General features: G+C 66.2%; 13 protein-coding genes. 8 read left to right on the forward strand and 5 right to left on the reverse strand.

The genetic code is table 11. The annotated features are described in order from the left end of the window. Nucleotides 1-72 precede the first annotated feature (72 nt). Nucleotides 73-597: a hypothetical protein gene (locus tag NN5_RS12140; protein WP_157081117.1), complete on the forward strand. Its 525-nt coding sequence runs from the start codon at nucleotides 73-75 to the stop codon at nucleotides 595-597. A gap of 14 nt (nucleotides 598-611) precedes the next feature. Here NN5_RS12140 and NN5_RS12145 read toward each other — a convergent pair whose 3' ends face one another. From NN5_RS12145 to NN5_RS12160, 4 genes are all read right to left on the reverse strand, one after another. After that, entirely contained in the window at nucleotides 612-3,800 is a 3,189-nt protein-coding gene (locus NN5_RS12145) for an error-prone DNA polymerase (RefSeq protein ID WP_067734369.1), read from the reverse strand. Further along, nucleotides 3,797-5,308: a Y-family DNA polymerase gene (locus tag NN5_RS12150; protein ID WP_373280337.1), complete on the reverse strand. Its 1,512-nt coding sequence runs from the start codon at nucleotides 5,306-5,308 to the stop codon at nucleotides 3,797-3,799. Before NN5_RS12150 ends, NN5_RS12145 begins: the two co-directional genes overlap by 4 nt. After that, entirely contained in the window at nucleotides 5,199-6,101 is a 903-nt protein-coding gene (locus tag NN5_RS27290; protein ID WP_373280336.1) for an ImuA family protein, read from the reverse strand. The genes NN5_RS12150 and NN5_RS27290 overlap by 110 nt, the downstream gene beginning before the upstream one ends. 228 nt (nucleotides 6,102-6,329) lie before the next feature. Next, entirely contained in the window at nucleotides 6,330-7,643 is a 1,314-nt protein-coding gene (locus NN5_RS12160) for an MFS transporter (protein WP_067734371.1), read from the reverse strand. 191 nt (nucleotides 7,644-7,834) lie between these two features. Between NN5_RS12160 and cyoA the strand changes: the two genes are divergently transcribed. The 7 genes from cyoA to NN5_RS12195 all read left to right on the forward strand — a co-directional run bounded on the left by cyoA (nucleotide 7,835) and on the right by NN5_RS12195 (nucleotide 14,748). Further along, nucleotides 7,835-9,091 (forward strand): ubiquinol oxidase subunit II, encoded by a 1,257-nt coding sequence (gene cyoA / locus NN5_RS12165; protein ID WP_067734372.1) that lies wholly within the window; start codon nucleotides 7,835-7,837, stop codon nucleotides 9,089-9,091. A gap of 5 nt (nucleotides 9,092-9,096) precedes the next feature. Beyond that, complete coding sequence (gene cyoB / locus NN5_RS12170) at nucleotides 9,097-11,100, forward strand: cytochrome o ubiquinol oxidase subunit I (protein WP_067734373.1); 2,004 nt, start codon at nucleotides 9,097-9,099, stop codon at nucleotides 11,098-11,100. Nucleotides 11,101-11,103: 3 nt separating this feature from the next. Then, complete coding sequence (gene cyoC / locus NN5_RS12175; protein ID WP_067734374.1) at nucleotides 11,104-11,769, forward strand: cytochrome o ubiquinol oxidase subunit III; 666 nt, start codon at nucleotides 11,104-11,106, stop codon at nucleotides 11,767-11,769. After that, nucleotides 11,766-12,152 (forward strand): cytochrome o ubiquinol oxidase subunit IV, encoded by a 387-nt coding sequence (cyoD, locus tag NN5_RS12180; protein WP_067734375.1) that lies wholly within the window; start codon nucleotides 11,766-11,768, stop codon nucleotides 12,150-12,152. The genes cyoC and cyoD overlap by 4 nt, the downstream gene beginning before the upstream one ends. 62 nt (nucleotides 12,153-12,214) lie before the next feature. Further along, complete coding sequence (locus NN5_RS12185; protein WP_245656444.1) at nucleotides 12,215-12,895, forward strand: SURF1 family protein; 681 nt, start codon at nucleotides 12,215-12,217, stop codon at nucleotides 12,893-12,895. A 9-nt stretch (nucleotides 12,896-12,904) separates the two neighbouring features. After that, complete coding sequence (locus NN5_RS12190; RefSeq protein ID WP_067734376.1) at nucleotides 12,905-14,203, forward strand: ATP-binding protein; 1,299 nt, start codon at nucleotides 12,905-12,907, stop codon at nucleotides 14,201-14,203. Continuing rightward, nucleotides 14,200-14,748: a response regulator transcription factor gene (locus NN5_RS12195; protein WP_067734377.1), complete on the forward strand. Its 549-nt coding sequence runs from the start codon at nucleotides 14,200-14,202 to the stop codon at nucleotides 14,746-14,748. The genes NN5_RS12190 and NN5_RS12195 overlap by 4 nt, the downstream gene beginning before the upstream one ends. On the opposite strand, the gene NN5_RS12200 is transcribed toward NN5_RS12195, so the two are convergent. Next, on the reverse strand, nucleotides 14,749-15,384 hold the full coding sequence (locus tag NN5_RS12200; RefSeq protein WP_067734378.1) for an NrsF family protein: 636 nt from the start codon (nucleotides 15,382-15,384) through the stop codon (nucleotides 14,749-14,751). It lies immediately after the preceding gene. Nucleotides 15,385-15,386 lie beyond the last annotated feature (2 nt).

The raw sequence follows: 15,386 nt of genomic DNA on the forward strand, positions 1-15,386 counted from the left end.
AGATCACCTCGCTCACTTTGCACTGTCATTTTCGAGAGTTAACTTGCCACCGACCATTTTGAGGAAGTTGTCTTGATCATACTGTTTTTAGCACTTGCCACAACAAACGCGCCTGAAACCGACATGCTTGCTCAATTCAAATCTGGTAAGATGTTGTGCTCCAATCCTGATACGGAGAGCAAGACGTGCTCCACTATTGATCGTCTGACTGTAGACACCGATAGTGTGCTGCGGGACACAGGCGAAACCTTGATCGCTCCCGACAAACCCATCACGCTCGAGACAACCTCAGTTGTTCATATGGAAGCAGGAGCCATGTGCGGCGTCATGGAAATGGCAGACCTGCAGAAGGCCATTGTTCGCGCGAATGGCGTGCCATTGCCTCCAGATCGCAACGCTATGGTGATCGAAAAGCTGAGTAAGGTTTTTGAACCGTTGATGGGTCAGAAAGTCTGCGAAGGGCTTCGCGAGAGCGATGGTCAGCTCATCAAGATAGGGCAAGTTGAAAGGGTGGATTTGCCGCTGCCCGGAAAGCCGGCCCGCTGGATTACACCCGATGAGGGCTACCGCGTGGCGCCGAGGCCGCCTCAGTCCTGATTTCCGGCGATCTGCTAATGAAAATCCCGCGACCGCGGCAAAATCCGCACATTGCGCGGATGGCGCGAACGAGGAGCCGCCGGGGCCCTCTCTTCCTTCAGGTCGGCAGGCAAAGTCCCGTCCAGCCGCGCCAGCAAGGCCGAGCGGTCGGTAACCCGCTTGGCCATCAAGTGCACCACGCCTTCCTTGCTACGCTGGACCTCGCCTGCGATCTCGGCCAGGCGGGCGGCCATGACCGGGCGGCGCTGCTGTTCGAAGTCGCGCGCCCAGAGCAGCGCGTTGACCACGCCGGTCTCGTCCTCGATGGTGATGAACACGGCATTGCCCTTACCCGGCCGCTGGCGCACCAGCACTACGCCCGCGCAGCGCACCCGCGCCCCGTCCTTCGCGGCGTTGACGTCTGCGCAGCTCAGCACGCCTTCCCTCGCAAAGCCTGCGCGCAGGAACTGCATCGGGTGGCCTTTGAGCGAGAGGCGGTACGTCTGGTAATCGGCCGCGACTTCCTCTGACAAAGGCATGACCGGCAAGGCGGCATCGGGTTCGGCGCCGAGTTCAGGGGCTTCCATCGCGGCGAACAGCGAAAGCTGCTTGGGCGGCAGGCGGCGCACGTCCCACCCGGCCTGGCGACGCCCCTGCCCCAGCGAGCCGAGCGCGTCGGCATCGGCCAGCAGGGCCATGGCCCGCGCAGGCAGGCCGGTGCGGCTCGCCAGATCCTGAATGTCCGCGAAGGCCCTCAGGCCGCGCGCCTTATACAGGGCCTGCGCCCAGTCCTCGCGGAAGCCGCCGATCTGGCGCAGGCCGAGGCGCAGCACGCGCTCGCCTTCCAATGTGCTGTCCCACTGGCTGGCGGCGGCATCGATCGGACGCACGTCCACGCCATGCGCGCGCGCATCCTGCACCAGTTGCGACGGCGCGTAGAAGCCCATCGGCTGGCTGTTGAGCAGCGCGCAAGTGAACACGGCCGGGTAATGGCATTTCAGCCAACTCGAAACATAGGCCAGCCAGGCGAAGGCCTGCGCGTGGCTTTCGGGAAAGCCGTAGTCGCCGAACCCCTTGATCTGTTCGAAGCAGCGCTCGGCGAAATCGCGCTGATAGCCGCGCCGGGTCATGCCCTCCACCAGTTTTTCCTGATAGAAATGCATCGTCCCGTTGCGGCGGAACGTCGCCATGGCGCGTCGCAACCCATCGGCTTCGGCAGGGGTAAAACCCGCCGCGACAATGGCGAGCTTCATCGCCTGTTCCTGAAACAGCGGCACGCCCAGCGTCTTGCCCAGCACCGCGCGCAGTTCGTCCTTGTTGCCGGGCGGTCCGGGAAACTCCACCGCTTCCTCGCCATTGCGGCGGCGCAAGTAGGGGTGGACCATGCCGCCTTGAATGGGCCCGGGCCGCACGATCGCCACCTGGATCACCAGATCATAGAGTTCCTTCGGCCTCAGGCGCGGCAGCATCGACATCTGCGCCCGGCTTTCCACCTGAAACGTGCCCATGCTGTCAGCCTTCTGGAGCATCCTGTAGGTCGCCGCATCCTCGCGCGGGACCGTGGCCAGCACGAGATCGCCCAGCCTGTGTTCACGCATCAGATCGAAGCTCTTGCGGATGCAGGTGAGCATCCCCAGCGCCAGCACATCGACTTTCATCAGGTGGAGCGCGTCGATATCGTCCTTGTCCCACTCAATGAACGTGCGGTCGGGCATCCCCGCATTATGGATCGGCACCAGTTCATCGAGCCGCCCTTCGGTGAGCACGAAGCCTCCGACGTGCTGCGAGAGGTGGCGCGGGAATTCCAGCAGGCTGCCCACCAGATCGCGCAGCCGGGCGAGTTCCGGATTGGCGGCATCGAGCCCCGCCTCGGCCAGCCGCGCCTCGGGCAGTTCGCCGCCGCCATAGCTGCCCCAGATCGTGCCCGAGAGGCCCGCCGTTACATCGTCGGTCAGCCCCAGCGCCTTGCCCACTTCGCGGATCGCGCTGCGCTGGCGGTAATGGATCACCGTGGCGGCAATCCCGGCGCGCTCACGGCCATAGCGCCGGTAGATGTACTGGATCACTTCCTCGCGCCGCTCATGCTCGAAATCGACATCGATATCGGGCGGCTCGTCGCGCGCTTCGGAGAGGAAGCGGGAGAACAGCAATTGCTCCTTCACCGGATCGATCGGGGTCACGCCAAGGAAATAGCACACCAGCGAATTGGCCGCGCTGCCGCGCCCCTGGCACAGGATCGGCGGATCGAGCGAGCGGGCATGGGCCACGATGTCATGCACAGTAAGGAAGTAAGGCGCGTAGCGCCGCTCACGGATCAGGCGGAATTCCTCGGCCAGCGTCTGGCGGTACTGCTCTGGCACCCCCTCGGGGAACCGGGCCCGGGCGCCCTCGCCTGCCAGATGTTCGAGCCAGCCCTGCGGCGTATGGCCGGGCGGGACCGGCTCGTGCGGATATTCGTAGCGCAGATCCTCCAGCGTGAAGCGGATGGCGGACAGCAGATCCGCCCCTGCCGCGAGCGCTTCGGGGCAGCGGGCAAAGAGGCGGGCCATTTCGGCGGGGGGCTTCAGATAGCGCTCGGCATTGGCGGCGAGTTTCCGCCCGGCGGCCTGTACGCTCGTGCCCTCGCGAATGCAGGTCATGACATCGTGCAGGGGGCGGCATTCCGGCCCGGCATAGAGCGCATCATTGGTGGCGATGAGCGGCGCGCCCGTTTCGGCGGAGAGCGCGAGGCGCCGCGCCAGTTCGCGCGCGTCGCGCCCGCTGCGCGGCATCGTGGCGGCGAGCCACAGATGCGGCGCGGCCTCCTTGAGCGCAGCCAGCAAGTCCGGCGCACCGTCCATGGCGATCAGCGCCAGCCCTTCGGCATGGCCGAGCAGATCGGGCAGATGCAGCAGGCAATCGCCCTTTTCCGCGCGCCGGTTGCCCAGCGTGAGCAGCCGCGTCAGCCTCCCCCAGCCGGCGCGGTCGACCGGATAGGCCACAATGTCCGGCGTTCCGTCGGCAAAGACCAGCCGCGCGCCGGTGAGCAGGCGAAAGCCGCTCTCGCGCACGCCCGGTGCTTTCCATGCGACATGCGCGCGCACCACGCCCGCCACGGTGTTGCGGTCGGCGATGCCGATGCCCGCCATGCCCAGCGCATGGGCCCGCGCCACCATCTCGCCGGGATGCGAGGCGCCGCGCAGGAAGCTGTAGGCGCTGGCCGCGACAGGTTCGATGAAGGTCATGCGAAGAGGCCGTGGACATACCAGCGCGGCTCCCCGGTCTCATCGTAGAGGCCGTGGCGAAACACCCAATAGCGGCCGCCTTGCGCATCCTCGATCCGGTAGTAGTCGCGCGTGAGCCCTGCCCCGCCCGCCACATGGCCCTGCGGTCTGTGCCACCATTCGGCGGCGATCCGCTCGGGCCCCTCGGCCCGGACGACCTCGTGCACCTTTCCGCGCCAGCGCAGCCGCTGCGGCGGGCCATCTGGCACACCGGCCATGGCCGTGACCGGCTGGGGCGGATCGAGCAGGAACAAGGGCCGGGGCTGCCCGCCGCTGACATCAGGCCATGCGGCCGGGGCAGCGTGCATCGCGGGCACGGCCTGCTGCGCTGCCTCCGGAATATGCGTATCGCGGAAAGCGGCACGCAGCACGCCCTCTGCCCCGAAACGCGTTGTCAGCCGGTCGATCAGCGCGGCAATGCCCTCCGCTTCGGCGCCTGCCTTGCTGGCGGTGTCGATCTGGGTGGGAAGCAGGGCATCGGTGCGGGTGACGGCCAGAGCGATCGCATCGAAGCCGAAGCCGGGATCGAGCGGATCGGCCAGCGTCTCGATCCGCTCGCGGAACAGGCGGATGATCCGCGCGGGATCGCGGCTGGGCAGGCTGGTATCGACGGTGAGGCGCCGTCTCGCGCCATCGGTACGCTCCAGCCGGACCGTGAAACGCCGCCCGCCGAGGTGCCGTGCTTCCATCTGGCGGGAGAGATCGGCCAGCAGGTCCTCGATCACTTCCAGCACGAAGTCGGTGCGGGCGATAGGCTCGGCAAAGCGGGCCCCGGCGCGAAGCGGAACCGAAGGGCGCTGCGGCACCATCGGGCTGTCCTGCTCGCCCAGCACCGCGCGCAGTTTCCCCACCGTCTCCTCGCCGAAACGCGCGGCCAGTGCCGCCATCGGCCGCACCGCGAGATCGCCCAACGTGACGAGCCCTGCGCGGCGCAGGCCGGACTGCGCATCTTCCGGCAATTCCAGCGCGGCGATCGGCAAGGCGCGGATGCGTTGCTCCTCTCCATCCCCCTCGTCATGGCGAGTGGCGAAGCCGCGCGGCGATCCAGAGTCGGCGTAAACCGCCCTGGATTGCTTCGGCCTGCGGACTCGCAATGACGAGGGTGGGGGAGATGGGTTGTGTTCGCCCCCATACCGCACCAGCGCCCGCGCCGCAGCGGCATGATCGGCGAAGGCATGGCGCGCGGTATAGCCCGCCTCCGCCATGGCCTCGCGCGCCAGCGCCGCCTCGCCGCCGGACAGATGCGCGCAGGCGGTGATGTCGAGCATGATCCCGTCCGGCGGATCAGGCGCCGCCATCGGCGTGAAGCGCTGCATCCGCGCGGTCAGCCGCTCCAGTTCGCGGGCATCGGCTTCGCCATCATGCGGCAAGCTCGTCAGGCCGGGACAGCGCGCCCGCGCATCGGCCAGCGCCATCCCCGGCGCCAGCCCCTGCCGGCTGGCCTGCGCGTCCACCGCCGCCAGCCGCAGGGCATTGGCCGTCCGCGCCACCAGGACCAAAGGTCCGGACGACGACATCTCCCCCGCCCGGCGCATCCGCTCGCACGGGAACCACGGGAACCACAGCGCCAGATAGCGGCGCGGTATCGATACTCCCCTTATGGATTCGTCGGGCATGGAAGCCTCCGTTTGTCTCCGCCCCTTCCGCGTCCTCCCACTCCAGCCGCCAGCGCATCCCGGAAGGCCCGCCCCGCCGCCGCGACAGTTCCACTTCGCAGGCAGGCAGGCCCGGTGCATCAGCCAGCCAGGGCACGGAGGGCACGGGACGAACGGTCCAGCGCGTGTGCGCGGCGCTGGCGCGGGGAACCGCCCCGCCGCGCAGGACGATCACCGGCACCCCGGACTTCTCGGCGGCCAGCACCAGACGGCGGCTGGCCGTGAGATCATAGCGCGGCAGCGCGCCCCAGGTTTCCAGCAGGACCGCCGCCAGCCCCGCGCAGCGCGCCGCATCGAGCCCGGCCTGCAGCAGCGCGGCATCGTCCTTCGCCTCGACAATCAGCAGACGCGCCGGGTCCACGCCCAGCCCCGCGAGCCCCTCGCCATAGATCTGCACGGGCAGTGCCGCCCGGCGCGGGCAGCGCGCCAGCAGCAGCGGCTTCGCGCTGCCCCGGCCTGCTGCGGCGAGAGTGAACGCCATAGCTGCGGCCAGCGCTTCGGCATCGGCATGGACTTCATGCAGATGCCCCGGCGCAGGCCACGGAAAATCCTGCCCGGCCGCGCCGGGAGATGCAGAAAGAGAGTTAGAGGCCGGGCTCCGGAGCATAAGGGAACATCACGCGAATCACTTCAATGTTCCTATTATGTTCCATTTATGATTATCCTGTCCACATGCCTTCATGCGGACAGGATAGATAATAAAAAGCCCTCTCCCCTTCAGGGGAGAGGGTTGGGAGAGGGGAAACCGCGCGGAGGCCTGCCCCTCTCAACTCCGGCTAGCGCCCTGCGGACGCAAGCCTGCGTATCTCTCCCCTGGAGAGGAGAGAACTTACTCTTACTTGTTCCCGGCCAGCCCGGTGTTGAGCCAGAGCGCCACCAGCGTCGCCAGCGCGCCCGAGAGCAGATAGGCGCCCGAGGCGATCAGGCCGAAGTTCACCGACAGCAGCAGCGCGGACAGCGGCGCGAAGGCGGCGCCCACCAGCCAGGACAAGTCGCTGGTGAAGGCCGAGCCGGTGTAGCGGTGCTCGGTCGCAAAGCCCGAGGCAACGACGCCCGAGGACTGACCGAAGGCGAGGCCCAGCAGCACGAAGCCGACGACCATGAAAGTGATCTCGCCCACCGTCCCGGCATCGAGCAGCTGCGGGGCGAAGCCGGAGAACACGGCAATACCCACCGCGCAGCCGCCGAGCAGGCGGCGGCGGCCGAAATGGTCGGCCAGACGGCCCGAGGCAATCACCGCGACCACGCCGAAAGCGGCAGCCGTGGCCTCGATCAGCAAGAAGGCCACCGGCGTCTCACGGGTGAAGAGATAGACCCACGAAAGCGGGAACACCGTCACCATGTGGAACAGCGCAAAGCTGGCGAGCGGCGCGAAGGCGCCGATCACGATGGTCTTCCACTCGGTGCGGATCGTCGCGGAAACGCTGACGGCCTGCAGGTCGCGGCTGGCGAACAGGTGCTCGAACTCTTCGGTCACGACGATGCGCAGGCGGGCAAAGAGCGCCACCACGTTGATCGCGAAAGCCACGAAGAAGGGATAGCGCCAGCCCCAGTCGAGGAAGTCGGCGGCCGAAAGCGACGTGACCATGTAGGCGAACAGCAGGCTGGCCACGATCAGGCCGATCGGCGCGCCGAGCTGCGGGATCATCGCATACCAGCCGCGCTTTTCCTCCGGCGCGTTGAGCGCGAGAAGCGAGGCGAGACCGTCCCAGGTGCCGCCCAGCGCAAAGCCCTGCCCCAGGCGCAGCAGCGCCAGCAGCCAGATCGAGGTCATACCCGCATCGGCATAGGCCGGCAGGAACGCAATGGCGGCAGTCGAGCCGCCGAGCAGGAACAGCGCGATCGTCAGCTTGGTGCCGCGGCCATAGGCCCGGTCCAGCCCCATGAACACCAGCGATCCCACCGGGCGGGCGATGAAGGCCAGCGAGAAGATCGCGAAGGAGTAGAGCGTGCCGGTCAGCGCATCGACGAAGGGAAAGAACAGCTTCGGGAACACCAGCACCGAGGCGATGGCATAGACGAAGAAGTCGAAGAACTCCGACGTGCGGCCGATGATGACGCCGATTGCGATCTCCGCCGGGGACACCTTGTGGTGCTCCCTGAAAATCGGCAAACCAAGCGCTTCGCGGGTCTGGGGGACGGTGCTCATCTCGATTTCGCGGCCTTCGTAGTCAGGTCCGCGCCTCACGCCAGAAGGCGCACCGGCAACGGACGAATCATCTGGCCAGGCGCGTATGCACCCGGCGACACACTGCGGCCCTATCGTCATTGATCGCGGTCAAGGGGATTGGACAAAATGTCCTATGTTCGCATTCGCAGCACGGGCCTACCCGCAGCGCCATGCGCCACCCTGATTCCCGCCCAAATCCGCGCCAAACGCCCGTATTGGCCCGAGTCCTGGCTGCCCTGTCGCTGACGGGAGCCTTGTCCGCCTGCAACACCGTCGTGCTGAAGCCGGCCGGTGATGTCGCACAGCAGCAAGGCGACCTTGTCGTCATGTCGACTGTGCTGATGCTGCTGATCATCGTCCCGGTCATGGCCCTGACCGTGTTCTTCGCGTGGAAATACCGCGCCTCGAACAAGGACGCCGATTACCAGCCTGAGTGGGATCACTCGACCCAGCTCGAACTCGTCATCTGGGCCGCTCCGCTGCTGATCATCATCTGCCTCGGCGCGCTGACCTGGGTGGGCACCCACCTGCTCGATCCCTACCGCACGATCGGCCGCATCGACACCAAGACGGCCGTCGCACACGACGCCAAGCCGCTGGAAATCGAAGTCGTCGCGCTCGACTGGAAGTGGCTGTTCATCTACCCCGAACAAGGTATCGCCACGGTCAACGAACTGGTCGTGCCCGCAGGCCGCCCGCTCGATTTCAAGATCACCGCATCGAGCGTGATGAACTCGTTCTACGTGCCCGCGATGGCCGGCCAGATCTACGCGATGCCCGGCATGCAGACCCGCCTCAACGCGGTGATGAACAAGACCGGCGACGATTTCGTCGGCTTCTCCGCCAACTATTCGGGCGCGGGCTTCTCCGGCATGCGCTTCAAGACCCGCTCGGTCACGGAAGCCGATTTCACGAAATGGGCGGACGGCGTGAAGGCCGGTGGTCAGGACAACGCCGGAGCGCTGGACGCTGCCACCTATCTCGAACTCGAAAAGCCGAGCGAGAACGTGCCTGCGGCCCGTTACGCCTCGGTCTCGCCCGACCTTTACGGCAAGATCCTCAACATGTGCGTCGAGCCCGGCAAGATGTGCATGAGCGAGATGATGGCGATCGACGCGCGCGGCGGGCTTGGCAAGGCCGGCATCCGCAACGTCTCGATGCTGGCCTACGACAAGTACGGCCGCGCGGCTTCGGCCGCAGCCAATGCCAATCCTGACGCCGCCACCCGCCGTGAGCTCGCCTGGGTCCGTGCCCTGTGCCAGCAGGATCCCGGCGCGGCGCCCGACAATATCGTCAAGGCCCCCGCCAATCTGCAGTCGCTGAGCGGCGCCGGCCTTACCGCCCCGCAGTCCATCGCTCCCAAGTCCGTCGCTTTCGACAATGGCGAAGAGCACGCGGCGCATTCCCCCCTGATTTCCCGGAACTGACAGACATGGAATCGGTAGTTCACAATCATTGGAGCCCGTTGCTGGGCCGTCTGTGGTGGGATGCGATCCCGCAGGAGCCCATCGTCTGGGCCACATTCGCCGCCGTGGCGCTGGGCGGTATCGCCCTCGTTGCCGCGCTGACCTACTTCAAGGTCTGGGGCTATCTCTGGAAAGAGTGGTTCACCAGCGTCGACCACAAGAAGATCGGCATCATGTACATGGTGCTGGGCCTCATCATGTTCGTGCGCGGCTTTGCCGACGCGGTGATGATGCGCCTGCAGCAGGCCTGGGCCTTCAACGGCTCGGAAGGGTATCTCAACGCGCATCACTTCGACCAGGTCTTCACTGCCCACGGCGTGATCATGATCTTCTTCGCGGCGATGCCCTTCGTCACCGGGTTCATGAACTACGTCGTGCCGCTGCAGATCGGCGCGCGTGACGTCAGCTTCCCGTTCCTCAACAACTTCAGCTTCTGGATGACCGCCTCGGGCGCCGTGCTGGTCATGCTCTCGCTGTTCATCGGCGAGTTCGGCCAGACCGGCTGGCTGGCCTATCCGCCGCTGTCGGGCATTGCCTACAGCCCCTGGGTCGGCGTCGATTACTGGATCTGGGCCTTGCAGATCGCAGGTGTCGGCACGCTGCTGTCCGGCGTCAACCTGATCAGCACTATCGTGAAAATGCGCGCGCCCGGCATGGACCTGATGAAGATGCCGATCTTCACCTGGACCGCGCTGTGCACCAACATCCTGATCGTCGCCGCCTTCCCGGTGCTGACCGCGGTGCTGTGCATGCTTACGGCTGACCGCTACCTCGACTTCAACTTCTTCACGAACGACTTCGGCGGCAGCGCCATGATGTACGTGAACCTGATCTGGATCTGGGGCCACCCCGAGGTCTACATCCTGATCCTGCCCTGCTTCGGCATCTTCTCGGAAGTCACCTCGACCTTCTGCGGCAAGCGCCTGTTCGGCTACACCTCGATGGTCTACGCCACGATGGTCATCACCATCCTCTCGTACATCGTCTGGCTGCACCACTTCTTCACGATGGGCTCGGGCGCCAGCGTCAACTCGTTCTTCGGCATCACCACCATGGTGATCTCGATCCCGACCGGCGCGAAGCTGTTCAACTGGCTGTTCACGATGTACCGCGGCCGCATCCGCTTCGAGCTGCCGATGATGTGGACCATCGCGTTCATGCTGACCTTCACGGTCGGCGGCATGACCGGCGTGCTGCTCGCCGTTCCCCCGGCCGACTTCGTGCTGCACAACTCGCTGTTCCTGATCGCGCACTTCCACAACGTGATCATCGGCGGCGTCGTCTTCGGCACTTTCGCGGGCATCAACTTCTGGTGGCCCAAGGCCTTCGGCTTCAAGCTGCACGAAGGCTGGGGCAAGCTGAGCTTCTGGTGCTGGGCCATCGGCTTCTGGTTCGCCTTCATGCCGCTCTACGTGCTCGGCCTGATGGGCGTGACCCGCCGCATGCGCGTGTTCGACGATCCGAACCTGCAGATCTGGTTCCTGATCGCCGCTTTCGGCGCGGCCCTGATCGCAGTGGGTATCGGCGCCTTCATCGTCCAGGTCGGCTACTCGATCTGGAAGCGCAAGGAACTGGCCGTGGACGGCGATCCCTGGGGCGGCCGCACGCTCGAATGGTCGACCACTTCGCCGCCGCCGGCCTACAACTTCGCGTTCACCCCGGTGGTCCACGAAATCGACGCCTGGGACGACATGAAGCGCTGTGGCGCCCCGCGTCCGACCGGCAATTTCCAGGCGATCCACATGCCCAAGAACACCGAAGCCGGCATCATCCTCGGCGGCCTCGCCACGGCGTTCGGCTTCGCGATGATCTGGCACATCTGGTGGCTCGCCGGCCTGACCTTCGCCGGGATGATCGGCTATGCCATCTTCCACACCTTCAACTACAACCGCGACTATTTCATCCCTGCCGATGAAGTGACCGCGACCGAAGCGGCGGCCCTCGGCCAGCTCGCGCCTGCGGGAGCCTGAGCCATGAACGCCACGACCATGGATACCATGACCACCCCGCCCTCCACCCCGGCCGCCAGCCCGGAACAGCTCACCGCCGCGTTCTACGAGCTTGAACCGCATCACCATCCCGAAGGCGCCAGCACCATGCTGGGCTTCTGGATCTACCTGATGAGCGACTGCCTCATCTTCGCGATGCTGTTCGCGGCCTACGGCGTGCTCGGCGGCAACTATGCCGCAGGGCCCAGCCCCAAGGATCTGTTCGAACTGCCGCTGGTCGCGGTGAACACGGCGATGCTGCTGTTCTCCTCGATCACTTACGGCTTTGCCATGCTGGCCATGGCGAAGAACCAGAAGGGCGCGACGATCAGCTGGCTGCTGATCACCGCGGTGTTCGGTGCCGCCTTCCTTTCGATCGAGCTCTACGAGTTCGCGAACCTGATCCACGAAGGCGCCACGCCGATGCGTTCGGGCTTCCTCACCGGGTTCTTCTCGCTGGTGGGCACCCACGGTCTGCACGTGACCTTCGGCCTGATCTGGCTGTTCACGCTGGTCGCGCAGATCAGCACCAAGGGCCTGATCCCGGCCAACAAGCGCCGCCTCATGTGCCTCTCGCTGTTCTGGCACTTCCTCGACGTCATCTGGATCGGCGTCTTCACATTCGTCTATCTCATGGGGATGCTGCGATGAGCGCTGCCAACCACCACGCCGCCCACGATCATGATCACGACGGGCACGGCGAAAGCCACGGCTCGCTCCGCGACTATGTGATCGGTTTCATCCTCTCGGTCGTCCTCACCGCCATTCCGTTCTGGCTGGTGATGAGCGGCGCGATTGCCGACAAGCAGGCCACCGCGCTCGTCATCATGGCCTTCGCCGTGGTGCAGATCGTGGTCCACATGATCTACTTCCTGCACATGAACACCAAGTCGGAGAACGGCTGGACGGTCATGGCGCTGATCTTCACGATCATCCTGGTCGTGATCGCGCTGTCCGGCTCGCTGTGGGTGATGTATCACCTCAACCACAACATGATGCCGATGACGAGCCACGACATGGGACAACTGCCCTGACCGCCCCCACCGGGGCACAAGACACCACTGCAGCAGGGCGGCCCTGGGGGCTGACCCTGCTGTTGCTTTTTGCGCTGGCCGCATTCGTGGCGCTCGGCCTGTGGCAAGTGCAGCGCCTGCACTGGAAGCATGACCTGATCGCCCGCGTGGACGCACGGGTCCATGCCGCCCCCGCCCCCCTGCCCTCCGCCCCGCGCCTGACCTCGGCCGCGCCGGGCACGCTCGACTACCTGCGCGTGAAGGTCTCCGGCACCTACGCGGGCCCGCAGACCGCCCTCGTGCGCGCTGCAACCGATCTCGGCACGGGCTACTGGGCCATGACCCCGCTGCGCATGAGCGACGGACGCACCGTCTGGATCAATCGCGGCTTCCTTCCCGCCGGCACGACCGCGGCCCAGGCCGGCAGGACCGCGCCTGCGGGGCCGGTCTCCATCACCGGCCTCGTGCGTCCCAGCGAACCGGGCGGCAGCCTGCTCCAGTCCAACCGCCCGCAGGAAGACCGCTGGTACTCGCGCGATCTGGCGGCCCTGTCGCAAGCAAAGCACGCCGGCCCCGCTGCCCCGGTCTTCATCGACGCCCAGACCGAGACCGCCTCCTCTCCCGCCGCAGGACACCCCGCGCCGGTGCCCGGTCTCACCGTCATCCATTTCCCCGACAACCACTTGCAATATGCCCTGACATGGTTCGCCATGGCCGTGCTTTCGGCAGTGGGTATTGGCGTTGTGTGGCATCGCAGGGCATAGGGCACAGGCATGATGCGCCTGATTGCCCCTATCCCCCCCTCGCGCAGCGAAAGCTGGCGCAATGTGCTGCTGCTGATGCAGCTGCGCTGGATCGCGGTGTTCGGGCAACTGGCAACGATCGTGGCCGTGGCGCAGATCCTGGAAGTGCGCCTGCCGCTGATGCCGCTGCTGATGGCGCCCCTGCTGCTCATCCTCATCAACCTGGCCACCGCCAGCCTGCTGCAGCGGCGCGAGGAATTCTCTCAGAGCGAGCTGTTCAATTCCCTGGTGATCGACGTCGCCGCACTGTGCTGGCAACTTTACCACAGCGGCGGCACGACCAATCCCTTCACGTTCCTGTTCCTGCTGCAGATCGTGATCGGCACGGTCATTCTGGAGCCGCGCTGGAGCTGGCTGATCGCGCTGCTGGCCAGCCTCTCCATGCTGCTGCTGACGTTCGCCTATGTCCCGCTGGACCTGCCGGCCCGCCATGCCGCACACCAGTTCCACCTCTACCAGCTCGGCAGCCTGTTCTGCTTCGTGCTGGCCGCGGTGCTGCTGGTGTTCTTCGTGGTCCGGCTCGACCGCAACCGGCGTGAAAGCGCCCGGGCGCTGGAAGAACTGCGCCAGCAGGCGACCGAAGAAGACCACATCATCCGCATGGGCCTGCTCGCTTCGGGCGCGGCGCACGAGCTGGGCACGCCGCTCTCCTCGATCTCGGTGATCCTCGGCGACTGGTCGCATGTGCCCGAGATCGCCGCGAATGCTGATCTCAGCGAAGACCTCACCGACATGCGCACCCAGCTCGACCGCTGCAAGACGATCGTCAGCGGCATCCTGATGTCGGCCGGCGACTTGCGCGGAGAGAACCCCACGGTGTCCAGCGTGCGGGCACTGTTCGGCGATATCGCCGCCGACTGGCAATCGCGCATGGACGGCGAACTGCGCTTCATCGACCGCTTCGGCGATGACGTCGCGATCGTCGCCGATCCGGGGCTGCGGCAAGTGATCGGCAATGTGATCGACAATGCCCAGGAAGTCTCGCCCGGCCTCGTGATCCTTGAAATCGCGCGCGAAAACGACGACCTTCTGATTGCCGTCAGCGACCAGGGTCCCGGCTTTGCGCCCGACTTGCTGCCCCGCGTGGGCCAACCCTATGCCTCGACCAAGGGGCGCGACGGCGGCGGCCTCGGCCTGTTCCTCGTCTTCAACGTCGTGCGCAAGCTGGGCGGCCGGGTCGCGGTCGAAAACCGCGAGCCGCGCGGCGCGACTGTCAGGCTCACCCTGCCGCTGGCATCGCTGGCCTATGCAAAGGAGAAACCCACATGAGCGACAGGGACATGAGCGAACCTGGCCGTACCCTGCTCATCGTCGAGGACGACGAAGCCTTCGCGCGCACCTTGCGCCGCTCGTTCGAGCGCCGCGGCTACGTGGTCTCTTCGGCCGCCTCCGCCCCGCAGGCAGAGGAGCGGGCCAAGGCCTCGAACTTCGACTACGCGGTCGTGGACCTCAAGCTCGGCGCCGATTCCGGACTGGCGGTGGTACAGTCGCTCCACGCGCTGCGGCCGGATACACATATCGTCGTGCTCACCGGCTACGCCAGCATCGCCACCGCCGTCGAGGCGATCAAGCTGGGCGCCGCCCACTACCTCGCCAAACCCTCCAACACCGACGATATCGAAGCCGCCTTCGCCAGCACCCAGGGCGACCCGGACGTGCCCGTCGATGGCCGCAAGAGCTCGATCAAGACGCTGGAATGGGAATACATCCACAGCACGCTGGTGGAGTGCGACTTCAACATCTCCGAAGCCGCGCGGCGCCTGGGGCTGCATAGACGAACGCTGGCGCGCAAGCTGGAGAAGCGGCGGATCTGATTACCAGCGCAGCCACCTCGCAATGACATAACGCGCGACAAGCGCCCCGATCACCACCGGCGCCACGTGCCAGATGCCGAGGTGTGCGATGGAATCGTCCGCGCAGGCCATGCCGTTGGCGACCGAACCCAGCGCGCCCGATCCCACACCGAGGTAGAACCCGGCCAGCCGCTGCGACACCGGCGCGCCCCGGCGCAGCCAGGCGAACAGCGCCGCCGCGATCAGCACCGAGGCAGCAAGGCCCAGGACCATGCAGTGCACGCCTTCCACATGCATGAGGCCCACGCCGTCCGGCGCCGTCGCGGCCAGGATGCCGGCGGCCGGCAGCACACCCGCCATCGCGATCGCCCATTTCGGCCCGTCGTGCCCGGCACCGACTTGCGGCGAGGCCATCGCCACCACGCTCGTAACGCAGGACAGGCCGAGCATCAGCAGCAGCCCGTTCGCGACCAGAAAATCGACCGACACGTGCCCGGTCATGAGCCCGTGCCGCGCGCCCAGCAGGAACAGCATGGCGACGAGCGTCACGACGAAAGCCAGCCCGGCCAGCGCCAGCCCCCGACCCTTGCGCAGCGGGCGCACCGGAGCGGTATCGGCGGTGATCCGGTCGATCAGGGCCTGGGTTGCGTCGTCCATGG

This window comes from Novosphingobium naphthalenivorans NBRC 102051, from assembly GCF_001590985.1.
GTDB classification, from domain to species: Bacteria; Pseudomonadota; Alphaproteobacteria; order Sphingomonadales; family Sphingomonadaceae; genus Novosphingobium; species Novosphingobium naphthalenivorans.

What these genes read in the sequence shown, in the direction of transcription:
- cyoA (WP_067734372.1), top strand. Translation starts at nt 7,835, where the DNA reads ATGCGCCACCCTGATTCCCGCCCAAATCCGCGCCAAACGCCCGTATTG.
- NN5_RS12200 (WP_067734378.1), bottom strand. Translation starts at nt 15,384, where the DNA reads ATGGACGACGCAACCCAGGCCCTGATCGACCGGATCACCGCCGATACC.
- cyoB (WP_067734373.1), top strand. Translation starts at nt 9,097, where the DNA reads ATGGAATCGGTAGTTCACAATCATTGGAGCCCGTTGCTGGGCCGTCTG.
- NN5_RS27290 (WP_373280336.1), bottom strand. Translation starts at nt 6,101, where the DNA reads ATGCTCCGGAGCCCGGCCTCTAACTCTCTTTCTGCATCTCCCGGCGCG.
- NN5_RS12195 (WP_067734377.1), top strand. Translation starts at nt 14,200, where the DNA reads ATGAGCGACAGGGACATGAGCGAACCTGGCCGTACCCTGCTCATCGTC.
- cyoD (WP_067734375.1), top strand. Translation starts at nt 11,766, where the DNA reads ATGAGCGCTGCCAACCACCACGCCGCCCACGATCATGATCACGACGGG.
- NN5_RS12160 (WP_067734371.1), bottom strand. Translation starts at nt 7,643, where the DNA reads ATGAGCACCGTCCCCCAGACCCGCGAAGCGCTTGGTTTGCCGATTTTC.
- cyoC (WP_067734374.1), top strand. Translation starts at nt 11,104, where the DNA reads ATGAACGCCACGACCATGGATACCATGACCACCCCGCCCTCCACCCCG.
- NN5_RS12145 (WP_067734369.1), bottom strand. Translation starts at nt 3,800, where the DNA reads ATGACCTTCATCGAACCTGTCGCGGCCAGCGCCTACAGCTTCCTGCGC.
- NN5_RS12190 (WP_067734376.1), top strand. Translation starts at nt 12,905, where the DNA reads ATGATGCGCCTGATTGCCCCTATCCCCCCCTCGCGCAGCGAAAGCTGG.